At 70.8% G+C, this 21,477-nt stretch carries 23 protein-coding genes and 1 pseudogene; 8 read left to right on the plus strand and 16 right to left on the minus strand.

Going from position 1 to position 21,477, the window contains the following annotated elements; all coding sequences use genetic code 11:
* Positions 1–87 precede the first annotated feature (87 nt).
* Complete coding sequence (gene groL, locus ACF09K_RS01760) at positions 88–1,713, plus strand: chaperonin GroEL (protein ID WP_363089067.1); 1,626 nt, start codon at positions 88–90, stop codon at positions 1,711–1,713.
* 215 nt (positions 1,714–1,928) lie between these two features.
* Here the strand turns inward: groL and ACF09K_RS01765 are convergent, their stop codons facing one another.
* From ACF09K_RS01765 to ACF09K_RS01780, 4 genes are all read right to left on the minus strand, one after another.
* Positions 1,929–2,549 carry a hypothetical protein gene (locus ACF09K_RS01765; RefSeq protein WP_392240474.1) on the minus strand — a complete coding sequence of 207 codons (621 nt, stop codon included), beginning with the start codon at positions 2,547–2,549 and terminating at the stop codon, positions 1,929–1,931.
* A gap of 487 nt (positions 2,550–3,036) precedes the next feature.
* A complete protein-coding gene (locus tag ACF09K_RS01770; protein ID WP_392240475.1) occupies positions 3,037–4,029 on the minus strand; it encodes a hypothetical protein in 993 nt (330 codons plus the stop codon).
* Between the two features lie 220 nt (positions 4,030–4,249).
* A complete protein-coding gene (locus ACF09K_RS01775; protein ID WP_392240476.1) occupies positions 4,250–4,678 on the minus strand; it encodes a hypothetical protein in 429 nt (142 codons plus the stop codon).
* A 315-nt stretch (positions 4,679–4,993) separates the two neighbouring features.
* Positions 4,994–6,157: a hypothetical protein gene (locus ACF09K_RS01780; protein ID WP_392240477.1), complete on the minus strand. Its 1,164-nt coding sequence runs from the start codon at positions 6,155–6,157 to the stop codon at positions 4,994–4,996.
* A 680-nt stretch (positions 6,158–6,837) separates the two neighbouring features.
* Between ACF09K_RS01780 and ACF09K_RS01785 the strand changes: the two genes are divergently transcribed.
* Positions 6,838–7,038: a DUF397 domain-containing protein gene (locus ACF09K_RS01785; RefSeq protein ID WP_392240478.1), complete on the plus strand. Its 201-nt coding sequence runs from the start codon at positions 6,838–6,840 to the stop codon at positions 7,036–7,038.
* A 267-nt stretch (positions 7,039–7,305) separates the two neighbouring features.
* Here the strand turns inward: ACF09K_RS01785 and ACF09K_RS01790 are convergent, their stop codons facing one another.
* The 4 genes from ACF09K_RS01790 to ACF09K_RS01805 form a co-directional block, all read right to left on the minus strand.
* A complete protein-coding gene (locus tag ACF09K_RS01790; protein WP_392240479.1) occupies positions 7,306–7,749 on the minus strand; it encodes a hypothetical protein in 444 nt (147 codons plus the stop codon).
* A 44-nt stretch (positions 7,750–7,793) separates the two neighbouring features.
* A complete protein-coding gene (locus tag ACF09K_RS01795; protein ID WP_392240480.1) occupies positions 7,794–8,654 on the minus strand; it encodes a helix-turn-helix domain-containing protein in 861 nt (286 codons plus the stop codon).
* A gap of 254 nt (positions 8,655–8,908) precedes the next feature.
* Positions 8,909–9,331 carry a hypothetical protein gene (locus tag ACF09K_RS01800; RefSeq protein ID WP_392240481.1) on the minus strand — a complete coding sequence of 141 codons (423 nt, stop codon included), beginning with the start codon at positions 9,329–9,331 and terminating at the stop codon, positions 8,909–8,911.
* Between the two features lie 15 nt (positions 9,332–9,346).
* Positions 9,347–9,685: a PadR family transcriptional regulator gene (locus tag ACF09K_RS01805; protein WP_392240482.1), complete on the minus strand. Its 339-nt coding sequence runs from the start codon at positions 9,683–9,685 to the stop codon at positions 9,347–9,349.
* Positions 9,686–9,851: 166 nt separating this feature from the next.
* Between ACF09K_RS01805 and ACF09K_RS01810 the strand changes: the two genes are divergently transcribed.
* Positions 9,852–10,028: a hypothetical protein gene (locus tag ACF09K_RS01810; protein WP_392240483.1), complete on the plus strand. Its 177-nt coding sequence runs from the start codon at positions 9,852–9,854 to the stop codon at positions 10,026–10,028.
* 250 nt (positions 10,029–10,278) lie between these two features.
* Here the strand turns inward: ACF09K_RS01810 and ACF09K_RS01815 are convergent, their stop codons facing one another.
* Positions 10,279–10,428, minus strand: a complete 150-nt coding sequence (locus ACF09K_RS01815) for a hypothetical protein (protein WP_392240484.1) — start codon at positions 10,426–10,428, stop codon at positions 10,279–10,281.
* A 269-nt stretch (positions 10,429–10,697) separates the two neighbouring features.
* On the opposite strand from ACF09K_RS01815, the gene ACF09K_RS01820 reads away from it, so the two are divergent.
* The 3 genes from ACF09K_RS01820 (at position 10,698) to ACF09K_RS01830 (ending at position 14,834) form a co-directional block, all read left to right on the plus strand.
* Positions 10,698–13,565: a putative dsRNA-binding protein gene (locus tag ACF09K_RS01820; RefSeq protein WP_392240485.1), complete on the plus strand. Its 2,868-nt coding sequence runs from the start codon at positions 10,698–10,700 to the stop codon at positions 13,563–13,565.
* Positions 13,566–13,609: 44 nt separating this feature from the next.
* Complete coding sequence (locus ACF09K_RS01825) at positions 13,610–14,212, plus strand: hypothetical protein (RefSeq protein ID WP_392240486.1); 603 nt, start codon at positions 13,610–13,612, stop codon at positions 14,210–14,212.
* Positions 14,213–14,423: 211 nt separating this feature from the next.
* Entirely contained in the window at positions 14,424–14,834 is a 411-nt protein-coding gene (locus ACF09K_RS01830; RefSeq protein ID WP_392240487.1) for a hypothetical protein, read from the plus strand.
* A gap of 64 nt (positions 14,835–14,898) precedes the next feature.
* Here ACF09K_RS01830 and ACF09K_RS01835 read toward each other — a convergent pair whose 3' ends face one another.
* The 6 genes and pseudogenes from ACF09K_RS01835 to ACF09K_RS01860 form a co-directional block, all read right to left on the minus strand.
* Positions 14,899–15,327 carry a hypothetical protein gene (locus ACF09K_RS01835; protein ID WP_392240488.1) on the minus strand — a complete coding sequence of 143 codons (429 nt, stop codon included), beginning with the start codon at positions 15,325–15,327 and terminating at the stop codon, positions 14,899–14,901.
* Between the two features lie 67 nt (positions 15,328–15,394).
* Positions 15,395–15,859 carry an RloB family protein gene (locus tag ACF09K_RS01840; RefSeq protein WP_392240489.1) on the minus strand — a complete coding sequence of 155 codons (465 nt, stop codon included), beginning with the start codon at positions 15,857–15,859 and terminating at the stop codon, positions 15,395–15,397.
* A 44-nt stretch (positions 15,860–15,903) separates the two neighbouring features.
* Positions 15,904–16,017 (minus strand): annotated as a pseudogene (locus ACF09K_RS01845) (hypothetical protein); the annotation flags it as partial.
* Between the two features lie 302 nt (positions 16,018–16,319).
* Entirely contained in the window at positions 16,320–17,009 is a 690-nt protein-coding gene (locus ACF09K_RS01850) for an ester cyclase (protein ID WP_392240490.1), read from the minus strand.
* 190 nt (positions 17,010–17,199) lie between these two features.
* Positions 17,200–17,973: an SDR family NAD(P)-dependent oxidoreductase gene (locus ACF09K_RS01855; protein ID WP_392240491.1), complete on the minus strand. Its 774-nt coding sequence runs from the start codon at positions 17,971–17,973 to the stop codon at positions 17,200–17,202.
* Between the two features lie 98 nt (positions 17,974–18,071).
* Positions 18,072–18,740: an MOSC domain-containing protein gene (locus ACF09K_RS01860; protein WP_392240492.1), complete on the minus strand. Its 669-nt coding sequence runs from the start codon at positions 18,738–18,740 to the stop codon at positions 18,072–18,074.
* Between the two features lie 93 nt (positions 18,741–18,833).
* On the opposite strand from ACF09K_RS01860, the gene ACF09K_RS01865 reads away from it, so the two are divergent.
* Positions 18,834–19,736, plus strand: a complete 903-nt coding sequence (locus ACF09K_RS01865; protein WP_392240493.1) for a LysR family transcriptional regulator — start codon at positions 18,834–18,836, stop codon at positions 19,734–19,736.
* A gap of 75 nt (positions 19,737–19,811) precedes the next feature.
* On the opposite strand, the gene ACF09K_RS01870 is transcribed toward ACF09K_RS01865, so the two are convergent.
* Positions 19,812–20,138: a WhiB family transcriptional regulator gene (locus ACF09K_RS01870; RefSeq protein WP_392240494.1), complete on the minus strand. Its 327-nt coding sequence runs from the start codon at positions 20,136–20,138 to the stop codon at positions 19,812–19,814.
* 379 nt (positions 20,139–20,517) lie between these two features.
* Between ACF09K_RS01870 and ACF09K_RS01875 the strand changes: the two genes are divergently transcribed.
* Positions 20,518–21,129 (plus strand): response regulator transcription factor, encoded by a 612-nt coding sequence (locus ACF09K_RS01875; protein ID WP_003948568.1) that lies wholly within the window; start codon positions 20,518–20,520, stop codon positions 21,127–21,129.
* The last annotated feature ends 348 nt before the right edge of the window (positions 21,130–21,477 follow it).

The following is a 21,477-nucleotide window of genomic DNA, read 5'->3' on the forward strand; positions in this document are numbered from 1 at the left end:
GCCCCTGGCCCCCGCGTCTTTGTGAAGCCGGGTGCTGGGGGCGCGGTTCGTTTCTCCCACGCTTTCCGAGAGGGCTGAACCGCTCCCATGGCGAAGATCCTGAAGTTCGACGAGGACGCCCGTCGCGCCCTCGAGCGCGGCGTCAACAAGCTTGCCGACACGGTCAAGGTGACGATCGGCCCCAAGGGCCGCAACGTCGTCATCGACAAGAAGTTCGGCGCCCCCACCATCACCAACGACGGTGTCACGATCGCCCGCGAGGTCGAGCTCGACGACCCGTACGAGAACCTCGGCGCGCAGCTGGTGAAGGAGGTGGCGACCAAGACCAACGACATCGCGGGTGACGGCACCACCACCGCCACCGTGCTCGCCCAGGCGCTGGTCCGCGAGGGCCTGCGGAACGTCGCCGCCGGCGCGTCGCCCGCCCTCCTCAAGAAGGGCATCGACGCCGCGGTCAAGGCCGTCTCCGACGAGCTGCTCGCCACGGCCCGCCCGATCGACGAGAAGTCCGACATCGCCGCCGTGGCCGCGCTGTCCGCCCAGGACCAGCAGGTCGGCGAGCTCATCGCCGAGGCCATGGACAAGGTCGGCAAGGACGGTGTCATCACCGTCGAGGAGTCCAACACCTTCGGCCTGGAGCTGGACTTCACCGAGGGCATGGCCTTCGACAAGGGCTACCTGTCGCCGTACTTCGTGACGGACCAGGAGCGCATGGAGGCCGTCCTCGAGGACCCCTACATCCTCATCAACCAGGGCAAGATCTCCTCCATCGCCGACCTGCTGCCGCTGCTGGAGAAGGTCATCCAGACCAACTCCTCCCGCCCGCTGCTGATCATCGCCGAGGACCTGGAGGGCGAGGCGCTCTCCACCCTGGTCGTGAACAAGATCCGCGGCACCTTCAACGCCGTCGCGGTGAAGGCCCCCGGCTTCGGCGACCGCCGCAAGGCGATGCTCCAGGACCTCGCCGTCCTGACCGGCGCCACGGTCATCTCCGAGGAGGTCGGCCTCAAGCTCGACCAGGTCGGCGTCGACGTGCTCGGCTCCGCCCGCCGCGTCACCGTCACCAAGGACGACACCACGGTCGTCGACGGTGCCGGCAACACCGAGGAAGTCCACGGCCGCGTCGCCCAGATCAAGGCCGAGATCGCGAACACGGACTCCGACTGGGACCGCGAGAAGCTCCAGGAGCGCCTCGCGAAGCTGGCCGGCGGCGTGTGCGTGATCAAGGTCGGCGCCGCCACCGAGGTGGAGCTGAAGGAGAAGAAGCACCGTCTGGAGGACGCCATCTCCGCGACCCGCGCCGCGGTCGAGGAGGGCATCGTCTCCGGTGGTGGCTCCGCGCTCGTCCACGCCGTGAAGGTCCTCGAGGGCAACCTCGGCAAGACCGGCGACGAGGCCACCGGTGTCGCCGTCGTCCGCCGCGCCGCCGTCGAGCCGCTGCGCTGGATCGCCGAGAACGCCGGCCTGGAGGGCTACGTCATCACCTCCAAGGTCGCCGAGCTGGACAAGGGCCAGGGCTTCAACGCCGCGACCGGCGAGTACGGCGACCTGGTCAAGGCCGGCGTCATCGACCCGGTCAAGGTCACCCGCTCCGCCCTGGAGAACGCCGCCTCCATCGCCTCCCTCCTCCTGACGACCGAGACCCTGGTCGTCGAGAAGAAGGAAGAAGAGGAGCCCGCCGCCGCCGGACACGGCCACGGCCACTCCCACTGACGCACGTCAGCCACCGAGGCCCGGCCCCCGCGAGGGGTGCCGGGCCTCGGCGTTTCCGCGCCGACCGTCACCCGCCGCGCGATCCGTCGCGCCACCCGTCGTGCCGCACCAGGAACCGGGCGGGTTCCACGAGTGCCGCCCCGGCACGGGAGCGTGTCCGGCGGGTCCTCACGGATCCGCCGGACACGGGTGGAGCGTGCGGCGCGTTCCTGCCCCTACCGGGCCCCCGCCTTCACCGGCGGGTGGGCGGAGGGCGGTGTGGCCTTCGGCTCGGGAGTGGTCTCGGGCTCGGAGGGCCGGTTCTCCTGGAGCCGGGTGGACGAGGCGAACTCGTAGCCCGACCAGACGGTGCCGCCGCGCCAGACGGAACCGTCCCAGACGTAGGCCGAGGCGACCGTTCCGTAGTAGCCCGGACCGCAGGACTGCCAACCGCCCCAGTTGTACACCTGCTCAGGTCCCCAGGGCCCGGGGAACTCGCCCCCCGCCTGACCCGTGGCGCCGTACTTCCAGGGGCTGGTGCGGCACACCGCCCAGTCGGTGCCGTTCCACCGGTAGACGGTGGCCCGCGCGGCGGCCCAGCCGTCGGGCTTGGCCAGACCGGTCCCGCAGCCCTGCGTCAGGGCGTAGGTGTCCGCGTAGGCGAGGTTCCCGGAGAACGCGCCGGGGCGGCTGTGGTCGATTCCCGCGGTTCCCTGGACGCACAGGCCGGCACCGTTGTACACGGTCACCCTGGTGGCCCAGGTCCACGCGTTCGCCGATTGGGTCCAGACCGCGGCCGTCATCAGCGCGACGAGCGCGCACAGCGAGGCTTTCAGAGTCAGGCGGAGTGTCGTCATGGTGTCTCCGTTCCTCGATTCGCCTGCGAACCGGGACCCGTGGGCCGTTCGCGGGCCCCACCCGTCGGCGGAGGCCGCCGGTGCCGCGAACGGACCGGTGTGGTCCGTCGGACGGCACGATCCGGTACGGCGGCGGTGATCGGAGCAGGTCGGAACAGCGCCGACCGGCGGATGCGCTGCGGATGTGCTGCGGATGGGGGAGAAGGCCGGCGTACTCACGGCCCCACGGGATGAGATGTGTTGTCGGGACTGCGAACCAGATGGCCCCGAGAGGTGAGTCCCGGTCGGCTCACCGCACTCCACCATAGGTGATGCGGGCATCCCACGCCTGTCGGCGGCAGCCGCCCCGTCGGCGCCTTCCCGGCCCTGCCCGGCAGCCGCCGGAGCCCGGCGGTGGACCGGGCGCCCGTTCCACGTTCGAGGACCGTGCGGGAGTGGGCACGGCGGGCCCTCGGGCACGCGGGTGTCCCGTCCCGCACACCGCGGGTCAGGGGCGGGGACGGGACACCGGGTTCCGCACGGGAGACGGGGAGTCGCGGCAGCCGCGGCACAGCGTCTCGTCGCCGGCCGGCCGGAACAGCGTCGCCTGGACGTGGTCGCCCTCGCACTCCCGGAGGGCGGTCAGCCGGGCGGACAGGCGGTCGGGGCGGGGCTGTTCGGCGGTCGGAGGAGGGGGGCGGGGCTCGGGCCCGGAGGGGTGGACGCGTTGCCCGGTCCGGACACGGGTGGGACGTCGCGGAGCAGGTAGCGCAGGAGGCCGCCGGGGCGGTGGACCGGGATGCCGTCGTCGGGGAGGTTGCGCAGGATGTGGGTGCGGGACGGCGGCGGGAGCGTGCCCGGCGGCGAGCCAGCGGGCGGTGAGGTCCGTCAGTTCGGCGTGCATCGAGCGGGGGACGGTGCACAGGACCGGGTCGAGGTCGCGGTAGGAGGAGACGAGGGCGCGGGCGGCTTCGGCCGGTCCGGGGACGTCGGGGGGCTCGGCGGCCTCCGGCGCGGGGGTGTCCCGCTCGGCGGGACGGTGGGAGGTGTTTCCCCCGGGGTCTTTCCTTGGATGACCGTCGGCGGGCGGAGGAGTCGGAGCACCGACCGCCGGAATACGGGGACTCGGAGCGACCTGCGGCGACACGGGTGCGGGGGACGCCTGTACGGGCATCCGGGCGAGGAGCTTGGCGGCCTCGGCGGGGTTCAACGGCACGTTGGAGACGAGCTGTTGGGTGACCCAGTGACCACCGGGACCTTGCAGCCTCCGCTCGTGCACGAAGCCCTCGTCCTTGAGCTGCCGTTTGGCGCGGGTGAAGGCGGTCGCGCCGATGCCGGCGCGTTCGGCGGTGCGCGACAGGGACTCGCGCGCCCCCTCGGGGAGGGAGAGCTGCCAGGTCAGGAGTCGAACCGCGTCCGACGACAACCGGGGATGCCGGATGAGGCCGTGGGAGAACTGCGTGAAGGCGCGCGGGGGCGCGATATGGTGCCGGTAAATCATGGTGGAACTCGACTTTCCACTGGTGGTTCAGGCCCTCGCGAACGGTTGGCGCCGTTGCGGGGGCCGCATTTGTGCCGACGGTACCGCACGGAAAGTGCGCGCACGAACGCGTTGCGTGAAGAAAGCTTTCGCGGGCCATTCACCCAGTCGTGCACGATCTCGCCGTCCGCGCCCCGCCGCCAGAGCGCGAGCAGCGCGGTGGCGGCCTCGTAGGACGGCGTCACCTCGTACAGCGGGTTGTGGGCGCGATCGAACAGCCCCTCCACCGTCCGGTGGGACTTGGCCAGCGTGGTGAACGACTCCTCCAGCCAGTCCCGGTCGTTCCTCGACGGGTTCTCCCGGAAGTACGCGTCTGCCGGTCCTGCGCTTCCGCGAGCCGCTCGCCCGGCCCTGACGGCCACGCGCCGGGGACCAGCCCGTTGTCCTCGCTGAACCGCACGAACACGCAGGCCGGCCTCCACTCGGCGGCGATCTGCACGACCCGCTTGTCACGCCAGGTCTCGTACATGGCCGCCGTAAGTTCCGCCGCGACGGCCTTCTCGTACTCGGCCCGCAGTGCGTCCCGGAACTCCGGCTCGGCCTCGGTCGGCTCCCGGAGGTCGTCCTCCGGGAGATGCGCCTGCGCCTGGAGGTCCTTCAGCAGCCGCACCTGGTCCAGCGAGTCCCCCGCCCCTGCGTCCCCTCAGTCGTCACGGTCGCAGCCGCACCTCACATCCCACTGTCCGGCCCCGCGGTTACCGCGGATACGCTCATTTCCCGGCGCTCCCAAGGCCCGCCGTCCCATCCTGCCCGTCCTGCCGCAGACGTCGTCCGACCGGGAAGCCGTGGGTTCCGGCCCCCTCGGCGGGCGGTTTGGCGGTGCCGCCCGGACCGACGACGGCGAGGCTCTCCCCCTGGCGCGTGCGGGGGTCCGCCCACGGCCCCCGGAATCGGTGCCTTTCCGTCGGCCGGCCCACCCGTGCCGCTACATCCCTCGCTCGTGTTCACGGACGTAGGTGTAGCCGCGGGGCAGCTCGTGAGGTCCTGCCAGGCCGGCTCGCACGTGATCCTCCCGGTAGGCGGCCTGCGCTTCCGGGCTGGCGTCCTTGCCGAGGTGCCCGATGCGCATCAGGTGTCCCGCCACCCGGTGCGCGCTCATTACATGACCCGCGGCTGCGTCCTGCCGCAGATCCTCGCGTTCCGCGTCCCGGAGCGTCGGCGCGTAGCAGAGCAGCGGAACCGGCGTCTCCCCACGCCGTGCGGGGTAGTGCAGTGCGACCGCGGCGTCGACGCTGCCCTGCTCCCACGTGAGCACTCGGCGGGAGAGGAGCCGCTCGATCGCCCCGTCGATCTTCTTCCTCGCCGGCCGTTCCGGCTCCGCGCGCTCGACGGTGTTTCGGATCAACGCCTCCTGCGGAAGCAGCGCCCGGCCCTTCTCGTCGAGGTACCCCAGCTCGCGCAGCGCGGTCAGCACGAGTTCCTCGACCCGGTCCACGCGTGCGTCGAAGGCCGCGAGCTCACGGGTCATGATCCTCGGGTCGTAGGCGTACCGCACCACCGTGCCACCGAAGACGACGGGCTCGTCCAGCGGGGTGTAGGCGAAGCGCAGCGTCCTCCACGTGTCCCACCGCACCGACACCCGCGTACCGGGAAGGACGAAGGGCTGCCACACCAGCCCGGTCAGGAGCGCATGGTCCCCCTCCACCCGGAGTCTGACGCCCTTCTGCTCGTCGAGCACCCGAATACGGTGACGGCCGCGCAGGAAGGTCAGGTCCACCGGCTCCTGAGGGGCTGCCCGGCCGGCCATCTCGTCCGGCACGGGGCAGGTGCCGTGCAGCAGGTGTTCGGCACGCACGGAGAACTTCCACTCGACAGTGAGGCCGGTGTCGACCACCGAGTGGGGAAGCCCGCTGTCGAGTTCCTCCACGACGACCCGCGCGAGATCGTCCGCCCGAAGGGCCGGAGCCTCCCGGTCCATGTCCTCCGACGGGGACCCGGAGGCCTCCTGCTGCTGCTCGTACCTCGTGGGCGACGCCTGAAGGCGTCCGTAGCAGCCGTTGCAGAGGAGGGCGTTACCCCGTACGGCGACAGAACGCGCCGTCTTCGCCTGGACGCAGCGCGAGCAGGTGAAAGATGCGACCGCCTCCAACCGGACGAGTTGTACGCCATCACGAGGCGGATGGGTCTTCGCGACCCTCTTGCCGAGAAGTACTTCCCCGACGTTCATGACAGCCTCCGGATGCGCCGACCCTTCACAAAAAGAAGATCAGCGTAAGGATCTCGACCGGGCCGGACAAGGTACGGCGAATTCGGGACCGGCCGCTGAGCGGTGGGGGCGGGCGGAACCTGGTCGCGGAACATCGGGCCCGGTCCCACACCCTGCCGTACACCGATCGCCTCGCCGACGACAGGCACGTCCTCCTCCGACCGCACGGCCGCCCCGATGCACGAGGTCTGTCCATGCTCGCGCGGGTCGGGCCGTGGACACATCCGTCAGGACCGGGGCCGCATGACCGGCGGAGGGGGCCGGGAAGCAGCCTGGTCCGGGACACCCCTGCGGCGCTACGGCGCCAGCGATACGGCAGCGGCGGCCGGCGCGGACCGCAGGCGGTGGCATGTCGGCGAACATGCCATGACGGGGCCGGATCTCGTATGGCGAGCGGGTGAAGCGTCCCCTACCCTGGAGAGGTTGTAGCTCTTCGTAGCCCCTTGGACACTCATTGCGAAGATTCGTCCGGTGGATATCGGTACTCGCCTGCAGCGGTGTACAACCGTCCACTACGCTCGAGGGGCCACATTGAAGCAGCTCGGGGATCTGGGGGGACCACGGTGGTTCATGAGGGGGGACCCTTATGGCGCAGGAGCAGCGCTTGCGGCAACGAGACGGAGTGCGTGGAGATAGCCGTGCAAGCGGGGCACGTTCGTGTGCGCGACTCCAAAACGCCCGTCACGGCCGTGGTGCGCTTTGCCGCCGTCACCTGGGCAGGCTTTCTCCAGGCTTTGTCACAGGGGGAGCTGAAAGACTCATGACCTTCTTACAGGCCGTCGGCAGAAGGTGTGGGACCATTATGGACACCGAAGGTTCGACAGCGCGGCGTCGAAGGCGCGGGGTCCGTTCCCGGGCCTCCGGTGCGGGTGGTGTCGCGGTCTTCCTGCTCGCTGTCGGAACGGTGTCGACCACGGCCGCCGCCGCGGCGTCACTCCTGGTGGACAGCGTGCTGGCCAAAAGGCTGATGTGGGCGGTCGTCCTCGTGGCCATCTCGATGAGCGCGGGGCTGTGGCGCGGAACTCAGTCCTTTACGGCATCCCCACCGAGTTCTGATCGTCTTCCGTACGCCCCGCGTGCGGGCTCTCCTCGGTGATACCGGCCTTGCGCCGCTGCAGTGCTCCAGCGATCCACCAGGCGACGGCGGCCACGCATATGGCGATCGCCAGGCCGAGCGCCAGTGTGAGGATGACACCCCACGGGAGTTGCAGCTCTCCGTCAAGGGCCTGGCTCACGAGCATCAGGCAGCTCGGTATGAAGAAGAACATCGCCACCATCACGGCGCAGCCCACGAGGGTGGCTCCGTCGGACCCCTGCCGTTCGTGGGGGTCCTCCGCCTCGGCGCCGTTCCCCGCCGGCTCGGTCTCCTGGAAGGTGTGGCCTTCGGGCTTGTCGCCGGTGTGACCGGTCCGGTCCGTCCTCTGTCCGTAAGTACGCGTCAGCTCGCGCAGGCGCTGCCACGCTGACCTGGCCACTCGATCCTCCCCCTGGTTCCACCACCGGCGGTTTGTACTACGGCTCAGCCCACGCCGAGGTCCTGCTTGATGCGGTCGATCATGTCGAGCGAATCGGACTCGTCGAGCGCCAGTCGTGTGAGGTCCTGGTAGCACCTCTGGTACTGCTCGAGCAGGTTCTCGTCCTCGCTGCCCGTCATGCTGCCGGTGGCGTATTCCAGGTAGAGCAGATCGTCGTCGTCGGTGAAACCGAGTACGACGAAGCTGCCGAAGGTGCTGTAGTGGGCTCCGGCCGTGAAAGGCAGCACCCGGATGGTCACGTCGCTCCGGGCGCCGAAGTCCGTCAACTGCTGGAGCTGCTCCGCCAGGACCTCCTTTCCGCCGATCTCCCGGCGTACCGCCGCCTCGTCGAGGACGAACACCGAACTGAGCCGTCCTGAGCCCTCGAACATCCGGGACTGCCGTTCCATCCTGAGATCGACCACGCGCCTGATCCGGTCGGCGTCGACGCCGCGGGGCGCGAGGAGCGCCTCCGCGTAGGCGCGGGTCTGCAGATGGCCGGGCACCACGATGGGGTGGTACGTGTGCAGGCGGGCCGCCGCGGTCTCGTACCCCAGGTACTGCGCGAACTGTGGGGTGAGCACGTCGTGGTAGCTGGACCACCAACTGTGGCCCTTGCTGCCCCGCGCGGCTTCCTCCAGCTCCGCCACCACCGAACGATCGGTGATCCCGTAGACATGTGCCAGTGCGCGCAGATCGCTGACCGAGATGCTGACCGAGCCGGTCTCGACTCGGATCAGTTTGGACTGGGACCACTCCACTTGCTCGGCGGCCTCACGCTGGGTGAGACCGGCTTCCTCCCGCGCCTTGCGCAGCGCGATGCGCAACTTGCGCCGATTGAGACTGGGATCAACAGAGGGTGTCATCGCCGCTCCTTCCGTGGTGCACGTACCCCGGACTCCATCGGACATGCCCGGACAGCATGTGGCAGTCTGCTCTGTCTATTATGCCAAGCGCAATCAGCTACTGGCTAAATGACATGAGCATGCAATTATGGAGCGGGTGGGGTGGAGTCGTCGCCGGGCCCTTCGGCCGGTGTGGCGGTGACCGGAAAGGGCAGGGCCCCCACGTCGTGGTGGGGGCCCTGCCCTGCACGGCCGTTCTGCCGTCCTCCTCGATGTCAGTCGATCCGCCGCTTGGGGTCCCTCCATGTCTCCCATCGGATCGTGCACACCCCCAGGAGGAGGCGTAGGTGGTGGAATCTCGGCACGCGCCCGATCTGCTGCCGCAGCGTGTTTCGGTGCTCCATCATCTCTTCCAGGCGCCATTCGTCACCCTTGGGCAGGAGTGCCCCGATGAGGCGCATCCTGGCGCCGGTCCTGTTCTCCCTTCGGCCGGGAGTTGCGGTGCGGCGCAACATCGAAAGGCCGATGAGCAGCCTGCCCACGCGGGTGAAGAAGGCGCTCAGGGGTGAGGGCAATGAGCCGATCAGCTTGTCCGCCGTGTCCGACGCCGTTTTCCCTCGGCGTTTCAGGAGCAGCATCAGCAGCACGAGCAGTGTCGCCGAAACCGACAGGACGACGACGGCTAGAGCGGTGATCATGGATGTGGAGTCCGATCAGTCCGTGACGGGATGGGCCGCGGTGGTGCTCACTGTCGAGGTGTTGCTGCTGTAGGCGCGGGCCAGGGCCAGTCGGGCCTGCTCGGCGCCGTCTTTGGTGAAGGTGTAGTAGCGGCGCCGGGGGCGTGGGGGATCGGCGGCGGCGTGCTGGTCGGGGTCCTCCCAGGAGCTCTCCAGTATTCCCGCTCGCTCCAACCGGGCCAGGATGGGATGGATGGTTCCACTCCGCAGTCCCACCGCCTGGCCGACTGTCAGCCCGTACTGTGGCTGGGTCGGGTTCTGGAGCAGCTCCTTGAGGACCTGCTGGGTCTGCATGGTCATTCGGAGTCCACTCATACCGCTAACTCTACCTAACTCGTCTAATAGCTAGATAGAGTGCACTCCCTTTCCGGGGAGTTAGGTCTACTTAGGTTGTTCTCTACTTAGGTAGCGATGTAGTGTCCGGTCCAGAACACGATGAGAGGACCGTGACATGGCTGCACAGGAGCTGAGTGGGAGCGGCGTGGGTGGGTCCGGTGAAGAGCCGCCGGCCTGGGACTTCCGGCTCGACCGCTCTGGACTGGTCGTCAAGGCGGGGCGGCACCTGCAGCTCCAGGTCTCCCTGGCACTGCTGCTGTGGCTGGTTGCGGCTGTAGCCGGTCTGGGGGCCTTCCATGGGGAGTGGCCTCCTGTGCCGTAGACCCACCGTCATGACCCCATGAGGCAAACGCGTGAGGGACCCCCGCTTTCAGCGGGGGTCCCTCACGCGTTTGCCTATAACCGGGGAAGGGTCATGGGCGCCGCTCCGGTTCGATCATCTCCCCCAGGCCGTCGAGAGCGGCGGGACACCACGCCCCGTGCCTCCCGGCCCGCGGAAAACCCGGCTCAGCTTGCCGCCGGCACCGACCGCAGTCCCTTCACGAACAATCCGGCCGGCACCTCCCACTCCGTCACCCGGCCCACCACTTCCACCGGCCGTCCGTCCAGCGGCTGCAGGACACTGGGCCCAGTCCTATCCGCCAGTGGACGAGCTCGGCCGTGCGGCCCGCCGCGTCCTGTGCGGTGAAGACCTGGACCGGGCCGTCGACTCGGGCCGTCACGACGGTGAGGGGCAGCAATGCGGTGCCGTGAGGGGTGGGCTCCCCGACTTGGGAGAGCCGGCGGGAACCTACTCGGAAACCCTCCCGAGCCGATCGATGGAGACGTACGCTCACCTGGGAGTTCGCCGTGATCACCGAGGTCGGTGGGGCGCGGTGGAACGAGAAGGGGAACCGAGAATGCCGGGCAGGGTCCGCCCGGACGCGCCGGGGAGCGCGTCGACGCCGCGCGCGGCGGTCCGGGCCGCGCCGCATCCGGCCGGGGGAGGGACATGAACCGCTGGGTCGGCATCGTGGCGCTGCGGGAGACCCCGGCGCCGACACCTGTGCACAGGATCGCGCTCGCCATCGAGGCCGCGCGGAAACGGACGTCGTACAGCCTAGGCGGCCAGAAGGTGTCCTACGCCCGGATGCGAGCCGCGCTGCGAAGGGTCGGCCAGGGGTACGCGGCCCGCTCCGAGTGGGACCGGTGGTCGTACTGCGTCGACCTGGCCGGAGAGTTCTTCGACGGTGGTGAGCCGCTGGGCGGGCTGCCCCGCTGGCTCACCGACGACCTCCGCGTCACGCTCGACCACGACAGGACGGCCACCGACGGCAGGCGCGCCCGCAGGCGGAAGCCGGAAACCGCCCGTTCCGGCAGCCCCCGGCCCCGACCGACGCTCCGGAAGGCCGCGCCCGCCCGGCCGGCCCCGCCCCGCGGGTCCCATGCGAGCCCCCGGCCGCAGTCCGCGCCCGTCGAGCCGTACGTCCGTGTCGTCCGGCGACTCGGGTGCCGGGACGTCACCCACCCGGCGTTGTCCGAGCCGCCCGCCCCGCTGGTCGGCACCTTCGGCGACACGGTCCGCACCGCGGTGGTGGAGGCCGTCGGAGGGTGGGACGCGAGGCCCGAGGCGACCGCGTGGCTCGGGCTCGCCGCCTCGCACCGCAGTCACCTCTACGAGAGCGGACTCGCCGAGACGGCCGTCACCCCGTTCGTGCTGGGCATGCTCGACCGGCTGGGACGCAGCACGGTCGGCGTGATCCTCATCGACGCGTACACCGGGGCGCACCGGCCGGAGAAGGTCGGCGTCCAGTCCACCGAACACAACCGGCGCCGGACGGTCGCCCGGCACGCGCTCGGCCGGTGGGCGGCCGGACACGGCCTCGTCCGCATGGGAGCGGGCGAAGCGCAGCGGCCCGCCCCCTCGGTCGCGGAGGCCGTCGCCTTCCAGATCCTCGGCGTGCTGAGCCTCCTCGACGCCCACGACATCGCGAGGCGGCTGGTCGAGGCCGTCTGCCCCGACCTGGACCGGCCCGCCGACGAGATCGGCGGCGCGGATCCCACCACCGAGGCACAGATCGTCTTCGCCAAGGACGACCTGACCTACGACTTCACCGAAGAGGGCCCCGAACACGGCAAGACCTTCCTGGCCACCGCCCGCACCCGCACCGGCCGCACCGCCCGGGGGACCGGCCTGAACAAGAAGGCGGCACGGGCCGCCGCCGCCCGCGCCCTGCTGAGCGTCCACCCGCCGGGCGGCGGAAAACCCGGCGGCGGACGGGTCGCGGACACGGCCGCCGCGCGACCCGCCCCGGCACCACAGCCGTACCTCACCCCGTCCCTGCGCCACAAGGACGCCCTCGCCGACCTGAAGACCATGTTCGACCTGGGCGGCGGCCGAGTGGACGGGCTGCTCGCCCAGGCCCTCACCCACTCCTCCTACGCCTACGAGAACCAGACCGCCGCGGCCGCCGTCCACCAGCGCGACAACCAGCTACTCGCACACCACGGCTCCGTGGTCCTCGACCACCTGACCACGCACGCCCGGGTCCGTCGCGTCCTGGCCCACGGACTCGTGCCGGACGAGGACGAAGCCCGCATCCACACACCCGCCAACGAGGACACCACCCGACTCGGCGACGAACTCGCCCTCGCACAGGGCCTTATGACGGGACGAGGAGCAGGCCTCCAACGGGAGACCATGGTCGCCGACGCCGCACAGGCCGTCACGGCCGCCGCCTGGCGCATCCACGGGGCACGTCTGCTGCACCGCAGGCCCGCCGCCCTCGACGACTGGCTCACCGGGCTCCAGCACCACCACGACCCGATCACCGTGCTGACGTACACGGCGAGCACGTTCGGGATGACCCTTTCCTTCGAGCACGAGCGCTCCGGCCCCGACCACCTCCAGACCTACACGTCGACCCTCGTCCTGCGCGACGCGCGAGGCCGCGTCCACCGGTGGACCGTGCCCCCGGACGGGCCCTGTTCCAAGACCGAAGCCGACCGCGCGACCGCCCGGGACGTCCTGGACCTCCTCACCGCGCCGGCCGACGACCTCCTCGACACCCTCACCGGCGAGGAGCGCGACCTGCTGAGCCACTTCCTCCGCGCTCAGATCGACGGTCTCGGACAGACGAACGAACGGCAGCGCGCCCGCATGATCGGCAGGGGTGACCTCGGCACGGACCTCCTCGCCACCGGGGACACCGAGGCCTTCCAGGCCTGGGCCGAACGCGTCCGTACACTGCTCGGCCCGGACGGCGCTACCGTGCCCGACACCCTGCACGACCTGTACCGGCAGATCGTCGCCGACACCCGTCGCGGCCCCCGCTCCCTCCTCCGGCGCATGGCCGCCGGCCAGGACGCGGACACCACGAGTGCCCTCCGACGGCACGCCGCCGACGCCGTGCGGCGTGCCCTGGACACCGGGCCCTGGCAGAAGCCCGTCCGCGACCTCGTCCAGGACTGGTGGCGCGACCAGGCGCCCGACACCGGCGTCACCGTCCGCGACCTGATGCGCCGGGAGACCTTCACGCCGCTGCGCGTACAGCTCGGCGCACTGCACGAGACGCTGAAGTGGTGCGGCGATGCGGCCGACGCGGCCAGTACCCCGGTCGACGTCGAACTCACCGTCCAGGACGGCACGCTGCACGCCTGGATCGGGCTGCACAGCGTCGACGTCAGGGCCGCCTGCGACGACTTCGCCCAACTCCTGTCCCGGACCCTGCCGTACACCGACTGCCTCGTCGACGACGACCACGTCCTGCTCCGGCTGCACGGCCGGCCCGACCCGCAGGATCTTTCCCCGCTCGCGGCGGCGGGGCTCGGCGCCTACCTCGGAGAGGAGGACACGGGACGGCCGACCGAAACCGCCTGACCCACATCCGTCCGACCGAACAAGAAAGAGAGAACCGACTCTCCATGTCTCCTCGTCCCCTCTCTCCCTCCACCGACTCCGACCCCGGCGACTGGGCGGTCCCGTACCAGCCCGCCGACTTCACCGACTTCGACCCGGCGTCCGTGACATGGCGGGGCAAGACGCCGGACCCCGCCCTGCTGGACGCCGTACGCAGGCTGGTACGAGGGGAAGGGCCGATCCACCGGGAAGTGCTCCGCCTCCACCTCGGCGAGGTGCTCTACCAGCCCAGGCTGACCGCGGCGAAGAAGCGTCTCGTCGACGCAGCCGAAGCCATGCTGACCGACGACGCAGACATCGTGGAGGCGAACGACTTCCTCGACGTGCCCGACCGGCCCTGCACGCAGGCACGCCGGCCACTGCCCGGTCTCACCCGCCGCCCGGTCGAGCACGTCGCCCCGGCCGAGCGACGGCGAGCACTCCTGGGACTCGTCGAGGACCGGCCGCGCGCCCTCAGCGCCGAGCAGGCCGTTGCCGAGGCGGTCGCCTTCTTCGGCTGGTCCCCGAGGACCGGCAGCGCGCCGGGGCGGCTGATGGCAGACCTGTACCGACTCCGCGACAGCGGCGCCCTCACCGGCTGGCCCGACAAGCTGGAACCTGTGGGCTGAACCACCACCGGCCCGCGCCGGACCGATTCCGCGACCGGCACAGGTGGCTCCTCGACTCCTACCAGGCCCCTCGGAACAGAAGGGCTGACATGATTCACTCATGCCGAGTGAGCATCCGATATCTCTCACCAAAACGCCGAAGCCGGGTTCCGTCCCCCGTCCCACGCGGCGCCTCGCCATCGGCCTGGCAGCCTTAGCTTCTCTGGCCGCTGTGGGCACGGCACTCCTCGTCTGGGAGCCGTGGGTCGACAGGACCCCGTTCACCGCCCGGAACTACGGCGTGCTGGGAGGGGCGATGTTCGTGGACGACGGCGACGGCTCGTGCCATGCGGAGGGCGCGGCAGCACGGGACAAGTTGCTCGGGGAGGACAAGAGGGTCCTGGCGACGGGCAGCTCTTGGGGTGGGGAGATCCTGTCGTCCGAGTACGGAGACCTCGCCGGCCGCTGTCTCGCCTATACGGAGTTCTCCGACGTCCCCGCCGGTGAGGACGCCTACTTCATCGTCTCAGGTGAGCGGTTGTACACAGCTGACGGCAAGGAACTGGGGCCGGCCGAAACGACCGAAGCCCTGTTGCGTCAATCCATGGCCGAGGCCGAGCAAGAATGGCTGAAGCCCAGGTAACCGGTTGACTGGTGTCACAGTCTCCCACTGCCGGCGTGACGTCTCCTCCACACATGGTCCACGCCTAGGCCAGGATGCGGGCCGGGAAAGACCCGCGGGAGACCAACGGCAGCTGCCCCTTCGGCCCGGAGATCCTGAGTTGCCTGCCCTGGTGAGCCGCGACCTTGACGGTCGAGGAGGTGGAAACGGTGAGGGGGATGAGCTGTGACAGCTCGTCCCGGGTGATCCCGGTGACCACTTCGGTGCCGCAGACCAGAACGGCGAAGACCAGGGGGGCCGGTTCGGACCCGATTCTCCTCTTGTCCTCGCCGGAGAAGGTGAAGAAGTAGTCTCCGGGGCCGTTGCCGTCGTTGTACTTGATGAACAGGTGGCGGTCGTGGTTCACCACGTAGTGCCCGTACTTCACGCTGGCGCGGTTGAGCGCGGTGAACTTCTCGGAATCGGCGATCGCCACCAGCGCGGCGCCGTGCATGAAATCTTTATGATCGATCACTTTTGTCCCCCTTCGGTCGACCATGGATCGACGAGCGATCACCAGAACGGACGCGTCCGCGCGGAAGTCAGTTCTGCAGATGTGCTGGGACGATCTCCCGGACCAGTCGCCACATCCCGCTCGACGGATTCCTCTTGTGTTCCTCGCCCGGCTTCGCCAGCGCCCGTGCCCGTTCCACAGCCTGCGGCCACGTCTCCCGGTAGAGGTCGAAGGTGAACCTGTCCGCAGCCTTGCTGTAACCGCGGTGGTGGGGGAAGAAGATGTCGTTCAGCCTGTCGGAAACCGTCGACGGGACGCTGTGGGCGCGGAAGTGGAGCAGGAGCCACAGTTCGAAGCACGGGTTCGACAGGGCGATGTCGATGCGCTCGGCACGGGCCAGCCGCAGCGCCTCGTCCAGGTGAGCGAAATCGTCCACGTCGAGGACGCACCACGTGTGGTCGTAATGATCGCTGGTCCGTGCGCGCTCACCGGCCGCGTGCCGGACCACGGACACCGGGTCCTGCGGGCAGACCTTGACCCGCACATCTGCCATGTGTCGCCGTGGTTCACCACCCGGCCGGGGTGCCCCTTCAACTCCAGCAGATAGAGGCCACCGGGTACGGCGATCAGTGCGTCGCACTCATTGATCCGGCCCGACGCCCCGGTGAGCTGAAACGCCGCCCAGGCCCGGTTCGGCTCGGTTGCCGGCATGAGCCCGCGAAGGTGGTCCAATCCCTCCTGCTCTCAGCGGAATCCGGATCGCCGGGGCTGGAACCAACGCTCCCGCGGAGCGAGGGCTGTCGGCTTGGGGACAGCGGGCACCGAGCACCTGCGAGACGGCACTGACACAGAGGAGGGAATCCTGAGGCCGAGCCGTCCGGGCGTCCTCCGAGGTCAGGCGGAAATCCTAGTCGCCCTCTACGACAGCCGGCCCGTGCCCTCTCGACGCAGGAAGACGGGGAGTCCCGTCCCCCGACGAGCGGGGCACGGGACCCTGGACGGCTCCTCGCGGGCTACCTCCCGGGTACCCCCAGTTGCTCCATCAGACCCGCGCGGTCGTACTGCCACCAGGCCTCGCAGATCATCCCGTCGCGGAACCGCTGCCAGGTCATGCCGGTCATGGCGACGGCCTGCCCGGTGGCGGGGAGGCCGAGGAAGGCGCCCTCGTGCCGGGCGGTCCAGGTCCAGCGGGTGCACACCCGGTCGCCCTGGGCGATCTGGTCGTCGACCCGGAAGGAGAAGTCGAAGGCCCGCCGCCAGCCCGCGAACTGCTCGCGCGCCGCCGCCAGGTCGCTGTCCTGCGGGCCGGCGGGATCGTGGTCCACGTAGTCGTCGGTGACCCGTTCGAACATCGCGCCGAGGTCGATCGTCCCGGCCCGCTCGAACCACTCCCGCGCCGTCGCGCAGTTCAGCTGCTCGTCGCGCACCACTTCCAGGTCGGTGAAGGTCGGCATCTCGTCACAGAGCGCGACCATGTCGTCGAAGATCTTCTCGGTCTCCGGCAGGCCCGAGTTCCGCATCGCCTCCTCGTACGACGGGAACTCCACGATCTCGACGACGTGCGACGCGTCCGACCGGTCCTTGCCGACTACCGCGTGCGTCGCCGTCCGCTTTCCCCTGGTCTTCTCGACCCAGGTGTCCATCAGCCGGTTCATCTCGTCGAACCGGCTCGTCCTGCAATCGATGAGCTGTACGAAGGTCATCGCGCCGCCTCCGGCCCCCCTGGGTCCGGCCCTGTCAGGGCCATTTTCCCACCGGAGCACCGAGACCGCCGCCCGCCACCGCGACCCGTGCACTCGCCCACCGGGGCGCGTGCGTCCGCCCACCGCAGCCCGTGCGCCCGCCCACCGGGGCGCGTGCGTCCGCCCACCGGGGCCCGGGTGCGGCCACCCGTTACTGCGGCCCGTACTTCCGCCCCGTCCGCGAGCTGATCCCGCCCAGCAGCGACCGGGGCGTCACCTTCACCAGGCCCATCAGCGCCTTGTAGCGCGCGTCGGGAATCGACACCGACTTCCCGCGCGCCAGGTCCGCCAGCGCCGCCGCGACCAGCTTGTCCGCGTCGAGCCACATCCAGCCGGGGATGTTGTCCGTGCCCATCCCGGCCCGCTCGTGGAACTCGGTGCGCACGAACCCCGGGCACAGCGCCATCAGCCGCACCCCGCTGCCCGCCAGGTCCTTCGCCGCCCCCTGCGTGAACTGCACGACCCACGCCTTGGAGGCGCCGTACGTCCCGCGCGGCACGAAGGCCGCCACCGAGGCCACGTTGACGACGCCCCCGCGCCCCCGCTCCCGCATCGCCGCGGTCGCCGCCGACGTCAGCCGCAGCACCGCCTCGCAGTGCACCTTGAGCATCCTCAGCTCGTCGGCCATCGACACGTCGAGGTAGCGGCCCTTGTTGCCGAAGCCGGCGTTGTTGACCAGCAGGTCGACGGGGTTCCTGGGGTCGCCGAGCCGGGCGGCCACCGTCTCGATGCCCCGGTCCGTGGCCAGGTCGGCCGTCAGCACCTCCGCCTCGATGCCGTGCCGGTCGTGCAACTCGGTCGCCTGCTCGCGCAGCCGCTGGGTGTCCCGGGCGACGAGGACGAGGTCGTGCCCGTCCGCCGCGAGCCGTCGCGCGAACGCGGCACCGATGCCCGCGGTCGAACCTGTGATCAGAGCCGTTGTCATGGCAGAAGGTTAGTGACCCGGACTCCGGGCGTCCGCTCCGCGCACACGGCCTGCGGAAAGTGGAGGAACCGTGCGCGCGGCCGCCGGTGGCCGACGGCTCAGCCGCCGTACTTCTCGACGTGCGCGCGGGCCGCCGCCAGCGCCTCCGGGTGCAGCGCCTCGCCGGCCGCCAGCAGCCGCGGCAGCAGTTCCCGGTGGGTGGTGGTGGCCTGGAACTCCATCCGGGCCGTCACCTCGTGCTCCGGCAGGTGGACGATCTCCACGGCGTCCCCCGCGCGTATCTCGCCCGGCGTGATCACCCGCAGGTAGGCGCCCGTCGCGGCCTTCCGCGTGAACCGCCTGACCCAGCCCTTCTCCCCCAGGTGCCCCTGGAAGGTGCGGCAGGGGATCCGCCCCGACGTCACCTCCAGCACCACCCGCGGGCCGATCCGCCAGCGCTCGCCGATCCTCGCCCCGGACACGTCCAGCCCGGTGGTGGTGAGGTTCTCGCCGAACGCCCCGTTGGGGAACGCGCGTCCCAGCTCGCGCTCCCAGTCGTCCAGGTCCTCGCGCGCGACGGCGTACACCGCCTGGTCGTCCCCGCCGTGATGGCGCAGGTGGCACACCGCGTCCCCGGCGAGCCCGCTTCCGCCGACCCCCTTCGGACCGGGCGCGGCCACCCGCACCGGCCCCTCGACGGGCCGCTTGTCGATACCGGTCAGCCCGTCCGGCTGGTCGGTGTACGGCACGGCCTTCGGACGGCCCACGTTGACGGACAGAAGCCTCATGGCGGCACGCTAGGCGACCGGCGGTCAAAGTGTCGACGCATTATCCGCCCCCTCTCCCAAGGCTCCCTTATGCCACTCGCCTATGCTCGAAGGATGATCGAGGCCCGTCACCTGCGCGTGCTGCGCGCCGTCGCCGCCACCGGCTCCTTCTCGGCGGCGGGCCGCGAGCTGGGCTGCACCCAGCCCGCGGTCAGCCAGCAGATGAAGGCGCTGGAGACGTCCGTCGGCACACCGCTGCTGGTGCGCAGCGGCCGCGAGATGCGCCTGACCCAGGCGGGCGAGGCCCTCGTGCGGCATGCCGCCGGGATCCTCGCCGGACTCACCGCCGCCGAGGAGGAGGTCGCCGCGATCGCCGGTCTGCGGGCCGGCCGGGTCCGCCTCGTCTCCTTCCCCAGCGGCAGCTCCGCGCTCGTCCCGACCGCGCTGGCCGCCCTGCGCGCCGCGCACCCCGGGACCCGCGTCTCGCTGGAGGAGGCCGAGCCGCCCGCGTCGGTCGACAAGCTGCGCGCCGGCGACTGCGACGTCGCCCTCGCCTTCCGCTACGAGGACGCGCCGGGCGCCGAGGAGTGGTCCGACCTGGTCGTCCGCCCCCTGCTGACGGACCGGCTCGTCGCCCTCCTGCCCGAACGCCACCCGCTCGCGCGCGCGGACTCCCTCGCCATCGGCGAACTCGCCCGCGAGCCGTGGATCGCCGGCTGCCCGCGCTGCCGGGGCCGGCTGGTGGAGGTGTGCGAGGCCGCGGGCTTCACCCCCCGCATCGACTTCGCGACCGACGACTACCCGGCGGTGGCCGGCCTGGTGGGCGCGGGCCTCGGCGTCGCCGTCCTCCCCGGGCTCGCGATCGAGTCCGTACGGCCGCGGGGCGCGCGTGCGGTGACCCTGGAGCCGGCGGTACGGCGCGAGGTCGTCGCGCTCACCCTGCCCGACCTGGCCCAGGTGCCGGCGGTGGCGGCGACGCTGGAACACCTCGCGCACGCGGCGGCACGCCAGCCGTGACGAGAGGTGCCGGCCGCACCAAGAGTGGAGGGCACGCGCGTGTGCGTGCCCTCGGATGAATGAAGAAACGTTCCTTCAGCTGTTCGAGCCGCCGCTCGCGCCGGCCGACGCCGGCACCAGGCGGTTGCGCGCCCGCCCCATGAGCTCCTCGCGCTCGTCCTCGGTCAGGCCGCCCCAGACGCCGTACGGCTCCCTCACCGCCAGCGCGTGTGCCGCGCACTGCGCGCGCACCGGGCACCTCATGCAGACCTCCTTGGCCGAGTTCTCGCGAGCGCTCCGCGCCGCCCCGCGCTCGCCCTCGGGATGGAAGAAGAGCGAGCTGTCCACCCCGCGGCAGGCGGCCAGGAGCTGCCAGTCCCACAGGTCCGCGTTCGGTCCGGGAAGGCGGGAGAAATCTGCCATTGCGTGACCCCTTGTAGCCGTGCTGAGCGGATACGGTGCCCACGACCGTACAACTACGATCTAAGGAGATGAAAATATGACTCATTGCGAATCTAGCCTCAGACACCAGTAAATGGGAAGAAATAGGGCTGAACGGGGCACGGGTTGTGAGGAAAGCTCGTGGGACCGCGCGGCACTCTCGGCCGTGTTCGCCTCCTCACGTAGAGTGCCGAAGAATGCACGCGGCCCCGTAACTCTTTCGAGTGACCATCGTTGAGTGTGCGATGGCGGTTGAAAACGCAAACGCTCGGGCAGGCGTCCGAGACGGTCGACCGCACAGGTGACGATACGTACCAGCCTGGAGGCACAAGGTGACGCGCATCAGCTGCGGAGGACGGCCATGACTTCCGTCCTCGTCTGTGACGACTCCCCGCTTGCCCGAGAGGCGCTCCGCCGCGCGGTCGCGACCGTGCCCGGCGTCGAGCGCGTGACGACGGCGGCCAACGGCGAGGAAGTCCTCCGCCGCTGGGGCGCCGACCGCTCGGACCTCATTCTCATGGACGTGCGCATGCCGGGGCTGGGCGGTGTGGAAACCGTCCGCCGGTTGCTGTCCGCCGACCCGGGCGCACGCATCATCATGCTGACCGTCGCCGAGGACCTCGACGGCGTCGCGCTCGCGGTGGCCGCCGGCGCCCGCGGCTACCTGCACAAGGACGCCTCGCGCGCCGAACTGCGCGCGACGGTCACCCAGGCCCTGGCCGACCCCACGTGGCGGCTCGCCCCGCGGCGGCTGCGCTCGGCCGAGATGGGCGCCGCGCCCACGCTCACCGCGCGGGAGATCCAGGTCCTGGAAGGCATGAGCCACGGCCGCTCCAACGCCGAGATCGGCCGCGAGCTGTTCCTCTCCGAGGACACCGTCAAGACCCATGCCCGCCGTCTGTTCAAGAAACTCGGCGCCTCGGACCGTGCCCACGCCGTGGCGCTCGGCTTCCGGTGGGGCCTGGTCCGCTAGGGCGTGTCTGACCATGCGCGTCGGATCAGCGCGCGGCGTCCGGTGCGGTGCATCGCAAGGCGGAGGGTCGCCCGTGTACTGGGTGTACTCGGGTGGTCCGACGACGCGGCGGTGGGGGTCCCTCCCGCGCGAGCGAAGCCGAGCGTGGGGGAGCCGTGCCGGGCGTCGCGCGCCCGACGGGAATGGTCAGACACGCCCTAGGGCCTCTCCGGCCCGGTCCCGGCCTGCCCCCGCCCGTCCGGCGCACCGCTTCCGGTGGGCGGCGGCACGTGCTGGACCGCCGGTGAGCGGGGTCCGGCGCGTGAGGCCGCCGGAAGCGGCCGGCGCGGCCGGCACGGTGGTCTTCGC

Source organism: Streptomyces sp. NPDC014882, assembly GCF_043081325.1.
Taxonomy (GTDB): domain Bacteria; phylum Actinomycetota; class Actinomycetes; order Streptomycetales; family Streptomycetaceae; genus Streptomyces.